3 protein-coding genes and 1 pseudogene are annotated in these 5,441 nt (G+C 68.5%); 1 reads left to right on the top strand and 3 read right to left on the bottom strand.

The genetic code is table 11. From position 1 onward, the window contains the following. The 3 genes and pseudogenes from D0D28_RS34980 to D0D28_RS34970 form a co-directional block, all read right to left on the bottom strand. Positions 1–382 (bottom strand): annotated as a pseudogene (locus D0D28_RS34980) (hypothetical protein); the annotation flags it as partial. After that, on the bottom strand, positions 379–756 hold the full coding sequence (locus tag D0D28_RS34975; protein WP_116115476.1) for a type VII secretion target: 378 nt from the start codon (positions 754–756) through the stop codon (positions 379–381). The pseudogene D0D28_RS34980 and the gene D0D28_RS34975, both read right to left, overlap by 4 nt. An 8-nt stretch (positions 757–764) precedes the next feature. Continuing rightward, positions 765–1,295 carry a YbaB/EbfC family nucleoid-associated protein gene (locus D0D28_RS34970; protein ID WP_116115474.1) on the bottom strand — a complete coding sequence of 177 codons (531 nt, stop codon included), beginning with the start codon at positions 1,293–1,295 and terminating at the stop codon, positions 765–767. Between the two features lie 250 nt (positions 1,296–1,545). Here D0D28_RS34970 and D0D28_RS34965 point away from each other — a divergent pair, with 250 nt between their 5' ends. After that, the gene (locus tag D0D28_RS34965; RefSeq protein ID WP_116115472.1) at positions 1,546–5,238 is read left to right on the top strand and encodes a multifunctional oxoglutarate decarboxylase/oxoglutarate dehydrogenase thiamine pyrophosphate-binding subunit/dihydrolipoyllysine-residue succinyltransferase subunit; all 3,693 of its coding nucleotides are present in this window, start codon (positions 1,546–1,548) and stop codon (positions 5,236–5,238) included. Positions 5,239–5,441: the final 203 nt, after the last annotated feature.

Below are 5,441 nucleotides of genomic sequence, written 5' to 3'. Positions count from 1 at the left end.
CCCCCTGACCGGCCCACCCCGCCGTACCACCCTCGACCTCGTTCTTCAAATCCCCCGCGACCACACCCACCTCGGCCGCCACATTCGCCCAGGTATCCGAAAACGACTGGATCACCGGCGGATCCCCCGCCAACCAGTCCAACGCCTCCTTCAACGGCCGCACGTGCTCGATCAACCACGCCACCCCGTACTGAGCCAGCGTCCCCAGCGGATCGATCACCATCGACAGAACCTCGAGACCAGTGCCCAACGCACCCAGCCCACCCTCGACCCACGACCCGTCCTTGATGCCGTTGGACAGGTCCTGCGCCGACTCCAGAATCCCGATACCGGTGACCGCCGTCGTCTGGGACTGCGCCTGCGCCACCAGCGGATTGCTCATGTCAGTGGTTCACCCAGCTGCTTGACCGTCTGCCGGGTGTCCTCGTCCTGGCCCTCGTACTTGGTGACCGCCGTGCGCACGTTGCCCGCCGTGCCGGTGACCGACTCCTTCGCCGTCTCCAGCGCCCGGATGCCCATCTGCTCGAACGGGTCGAGCATCATCGCGAACGGCTGGCAGATCACGCCGAACGCGCTGTTGTCCATGCTCACCTGGCGGGCCGCGTCGACAGCGGTCTGCAAGCGTTGTGCCAGCCCGTCGACCTTGCCGGCGTGCGTGCCGAGCTCGTCGGTGAGCACCTCGTAGCCGTTGGCGGCCCCGCGGGACGCCGAACCGCCCGCCCTCGCCGCGGCACCCCGCGCGAAGCTGCTGGTCATCGCTCCCCCTAGTCGCGTCGCAGGAAGGACTGGTCCCCGAAGTCGTCGTCACCGTCGTCGCGGCGGGGCCGCTGCGGCGGCGCCGGCCTGCGTGGCTGCCGCGGCGGCTCGTCGTCGGCCTCGGTCTCGATCCGCAGCTGGCGGCCCGGCGCGGGCGGCTCGGGGTCCTCCGCGGGTGGCTCCGGGAAGTTCTCCTCCGCGGTCCGCACGATGTGCTGCGCCGCGCTGTCCGACTCGCCCACGGTCCCGGCCACGATCTCCTGGATGACCTGCGGATACTTCGACTGGGCCTTCTGCATCGCCTTGAGCACGTTGGCCGCGATCTCGTCCGGGCTCATCGACCGGACCGCGTCGGTCATCCGCACCCCGGTGGGGATGCCGTTGTTACCGACGGTCACGCTGACCGCGCCGCCAGCCACCGATTCAGTGATCGAGATCTGTTCGACCTCGTGCTGCATCGCCTGGAAGCGCTGCGACCGCTCGACCGCGTTGCGCTCCCAGTCGCCGACCATGCGCTCGATGTCCGACAGATCCGCCACCTGACGACCCCTTTCCGCTCTTACTGGAGACGGTCCGGCGACCGTACCGGTTCCACACCGGCCCCGTACTCGATTCCGGCAGGTCCCTTACTCGTCCGGACGCACGCTGGACCGATCAAGTGAGGAATCCCAAACACCAGTCCCGGGACTTGGGCCACTTCGGTCACAACGGCGAACGCGAGGGGGTTAGCCTGGTAGGCGCATCAAGCGGACAACAAGATCGAGATATGGATAGAGGCGAGTCCCTGCCGTGTCCAGCAGCAGCCCTGCGTCACAGTTCGGCCCCAACGAATGGCTCGTCGAGGAGATGTACGACCAGTTCCTCGCCGACCCCTCTTCAGTAGACGCCGCATGGCACGAGTTCTTTTCGGACTTCAAGCCGACGCAGGCCACCGAGTCGAAGCCGGACGCCGCCCCCGCGCCCGTCCGTGAGCAGCCCGCCAAGCCGGGCAACGGCCAGGTCGACCAGGCTGCGACTGCCCCGGCCGCGCCCACCCAGCCGAAGCCCGCCGCGAAGCCGGCCGCCCAGCCCGCGAAGCCCGCCGCCGCCAAGCCGGCCGCCGCGGCGGCTGCGGCCTCCAAGCCGGCGGCGGCCGAGCCGGAGAGCAAGCAGCTGCGGGGCGCCGCCGCCGCGATCGCCAAGAACATGGACGCCTCGCTGGCCGTGCCGACCGCCACCAGCGTGCGCGCGGTCCCGGCCAAGCTGATGGCCGACAACCGCATCGTCATCAACAACCACCTCAAGCGCACCCGTGGCGGGAAGATCTCGTTCACGCATCTCATCGGCTACGCCATGGTGCGGGCGCTGCAGGACTTCCCGAACATGAACCGGCACTACGCGCTGGTCGACGGCAAGCCGCACGCCGTCACGCCGGAGCACGTCAACCTCGGCCTCGCCATCGACATGAAGGGCAAGGACGGCGGCCGCACGCTGGTCGTCGCCTCGATCAAGAACTGCGAGAACATGACGTTCCGCCAGTTCTGGCAGGCCTACGAGGACATCGTCAAGAAGGCCCGCAACAACAAGCTGACCGCGGACGACTTCGCCGGCACCACCATCTCGCTGACCAACCCGGGCGGCATCGGCACCAACCACTCGGTGCCGCGCCTGCAGGCCGGCCAGGGCGCGATCATCGGCGTCGGCGCCATGCAGTACCCCGCCCACTTCGAGGGCACCAGCGAGAAGACCCTGGTCGACCTGGGCATCAGCAAGATCATGACGCTGACCTCGACCTACGACCACCGCATCATCCAGGGCGCGGAGTCGGGCGAGTACCTCAAGCGCATCCACGAGCTGCTGCTCGGCGGGGACGGCTTCTACGACGACATCTTCACGTCGCTGCGGCTGCCCTACGAGCCGGTCCGCTGGGTCTCCGACATCCCCGAGGGCGAGATCGACAAGACCGCCCGGGTGCTGGAGCTGATCGACGCCTACCGGATGCGCGGCCACCTGATGGCCGACACCGACCCGCTGAACTACCGCCAGCGCCGCCACGAGGACCTGGACATCCTCTCGCACGGCCTGACGCTGTGGGACCTCGACCGCGAGTTCGCCGTGGGCGGGTTCGCCGGCCAGCAGAAGATGAAGCTGCGCGACGTCCTGGGCGTGCTGCGCGACTCCTACTGCCGGACCGTCGGCGTCGAGTACACCCACATCCTGGACCCGGAGGAGCGCCGCTGGATCCAGGACCGCGTGGAGGTCCCGCACGCCAAGCCGGACCCCAACGTCCAGAAGTACATCCTGTCGAAGCTGAACGCGGCCGAGGCGTTCGAGACGTTCCTGCAGACCAAGTACGTCGGCCAGAAGCGGTTCTCGCTGGAGGGCGGCGAGACGGTGATCCCGCTGCTGGACACCGTCCTGGACAAGGCCGCCGAGCACGAGCTGGACGAGGTCGTCATCGGCATGCCGCACCGCGGCCGCCTGAACGTGCTGGCCAACATCGTCGGCAAGCCGATCTCGCAGATCTTCCAGGAGTTCGAGGGCAACCTCGACCCGGGCCAGGCGCACGGCTCCGGTGACGTGAAGTACCACCTGGGCGCGGAGGGCAAGTACTTCCGCATGTTCGGCGACGGCGAGACCAGGGTGTCGCTGGCGTCCAACCCGTCCCACCTGGAGACGGTCGACCCGGTGCTCGAGGGCATCGTCCGCGCCAAGCAGGACATCCTCGACAAGGGCGACAGCGACACCGGCGGCTTCTCGGTGCTGCCCGTGCTGCTGCACGGTGACGCGGCCTTCGCCGGCCAGGGTGTCGTGGCGGAGACGCTGAACCTGGCGCTGCTGCGCGGCTACCGCACCGGCGGCACCGTGCACATCATCATCAACAACCAGGTCGGCTTCACCACCGCGCCGGAGCACGCCCGCTCCTCGCAGTACGCGACCGACGTGGCGAAGATGATCGGCGCCCCGATCTTCCACGTGAACGGGGACGACCCGGAGGCGGCGCACTGGGTGGGCAAGCTGGCCGTCGACTACCGCCAGGCGTTCAACAAGGACGTCGTCATCGACATGATCTGCTACCGCCGCCGCGGCCACAACGAGGGCGACGACCCGTCGATGACGCAGCCGGCGATGTACGACATCATCGACACCAAGCGCTCGGTGCGGAAGACCTACACCGAGTCGCTGATCGGCCGCGGGGACATCTCCGTCGAGGAGGCCGAGGCCGCGCTGCGGGACTTCTCGAGCCAGCTGGAGCACGTCTTCAACGAGGTCCGCGAGCTGGAGAAGCACCCGATCGCGCCGAGCCCCTCGGTCGAGGAGGAGCAGCAGGTGCCGGCGAAGGTGCCGACGGCGGTGCCGGCCGAGGTCATCGAGCGGATCGGCGACGCGTTCGTCAACGTGCCCGAGGGTTTCACCCCGCACCCGCGGGTCAAGCCGGTCATGGAGCGGCGGCACAAGATGTCCCGCGAGGGCGGTATCGACTGGGCCTTCGGCGAGCTGCTGGCGTTCGGTTCGCTGGCGATGGAGGGCCGCCTGGTGCGGCTGTCCGGTCAGGACTCCCGCCGCGGCACGTTCACCCAGCGCCACTCGGTGCTGATCGACCGCAAGACCGGCCGGGAGTACGCGCCGCTGCAGAACCTGGCCGACGAGCAGGGCCGGGTGATGATCTACGACTCGGCGCTGTCGGAGTACGCGGCCGTCGGTTTCGAGTACGGCTACTCGGTGGCCAACAGCGACGCGCTGGTGCTGTGGGAAGCGCAGTTCGGTGACTTCGTCAACGGCGCCCAGACGGTGATCGACGAGTACATCTCGTCCGGTGAGGCCAAGTGGGGCCAGCGGTCGGACGTCGTGCTGCTGCTGCCGCACGGCCACGAGGGCCAGGGCCCGGACCACACGTCGGGCCGCATCGAGCGGTTCCTGTCGCTGTGCGCCGAGGGCTCGATGACCGTCGCGGTGCCGTCCACCCCGGCGAACTACTTCCACCTGCTGCGCCGCCACGCGCTGGACGGCATCCAGCGCCCGCTGATCGTCTTCACCCCGAAGTCGATGCTGCGGAACAAGGCGGCGACGTCGGGCCTGGAGGACTTCACCGGCGACTCGAAGTTCATGTCGGTGATCGACGACGCGCAGGTCGAGCCCGGCAAGGTGCGAAAGGTGCTACTGACCTCGGGCAAGCTCTACTGGGAGCTGGTGGCCGAGCGAGCCAAGCGCGAGGCCGACGATGTCGCGATCGTGCGCATCGAGCAGTACTACCCGCTGCCGAAGAAGAAGCTGCTGGCGGCGCTGGAGCGCTACACCGGCGCCGAGGTCGTGTGGGTCCAGGAGGAGCCCGAGAACCAGGGCGCGTGGCCGTTCTTCGGCCTCCACCTGCCGCGCACGTTCCCGGACGTGCTCGGCAAGCTGGACGTGGTCTCGCGGCGGCCGATGGCTGCCCCGTCGGCCGGTTCGTCCAAGGTGCACGAGGTGGAGCAGAAGGCACTGATCGCAAAGGCGTTCAGCTGATCCAGCCAGGCAAGGCGCCCTCTCCGCGAAGCGGGGAGGGCGCCTTTTTCTTTTACCAACCACCAGAAAACGCAAGCCGGCAACGCAACAGAACCGACCAAGCCCCACACCTCCCCCGCCCCCGATCCTGTCCCTTATCAACACCTGCCGCCGGCGCCCAACAGCGAGGTGTGGGATCAGGGAGGCCGCCTGTTCCTAGACAA

This window comes from Amycolatopsis ruanii (assembly GCF_003385175.1).
GTDB classification, from domain to species: Bacteria; Actinomycetota; Actinomycetes; order Mycobacteriales; family Pseudonocardiaceae; genus Amycolatopsis_E; species Amycolatopsis_E thermalba.
The sequence above is the reverse complement of the archived record's forward strand: the minus strand, read 5'-3'. Positions and strand labels throughout refer to the sequence as shown.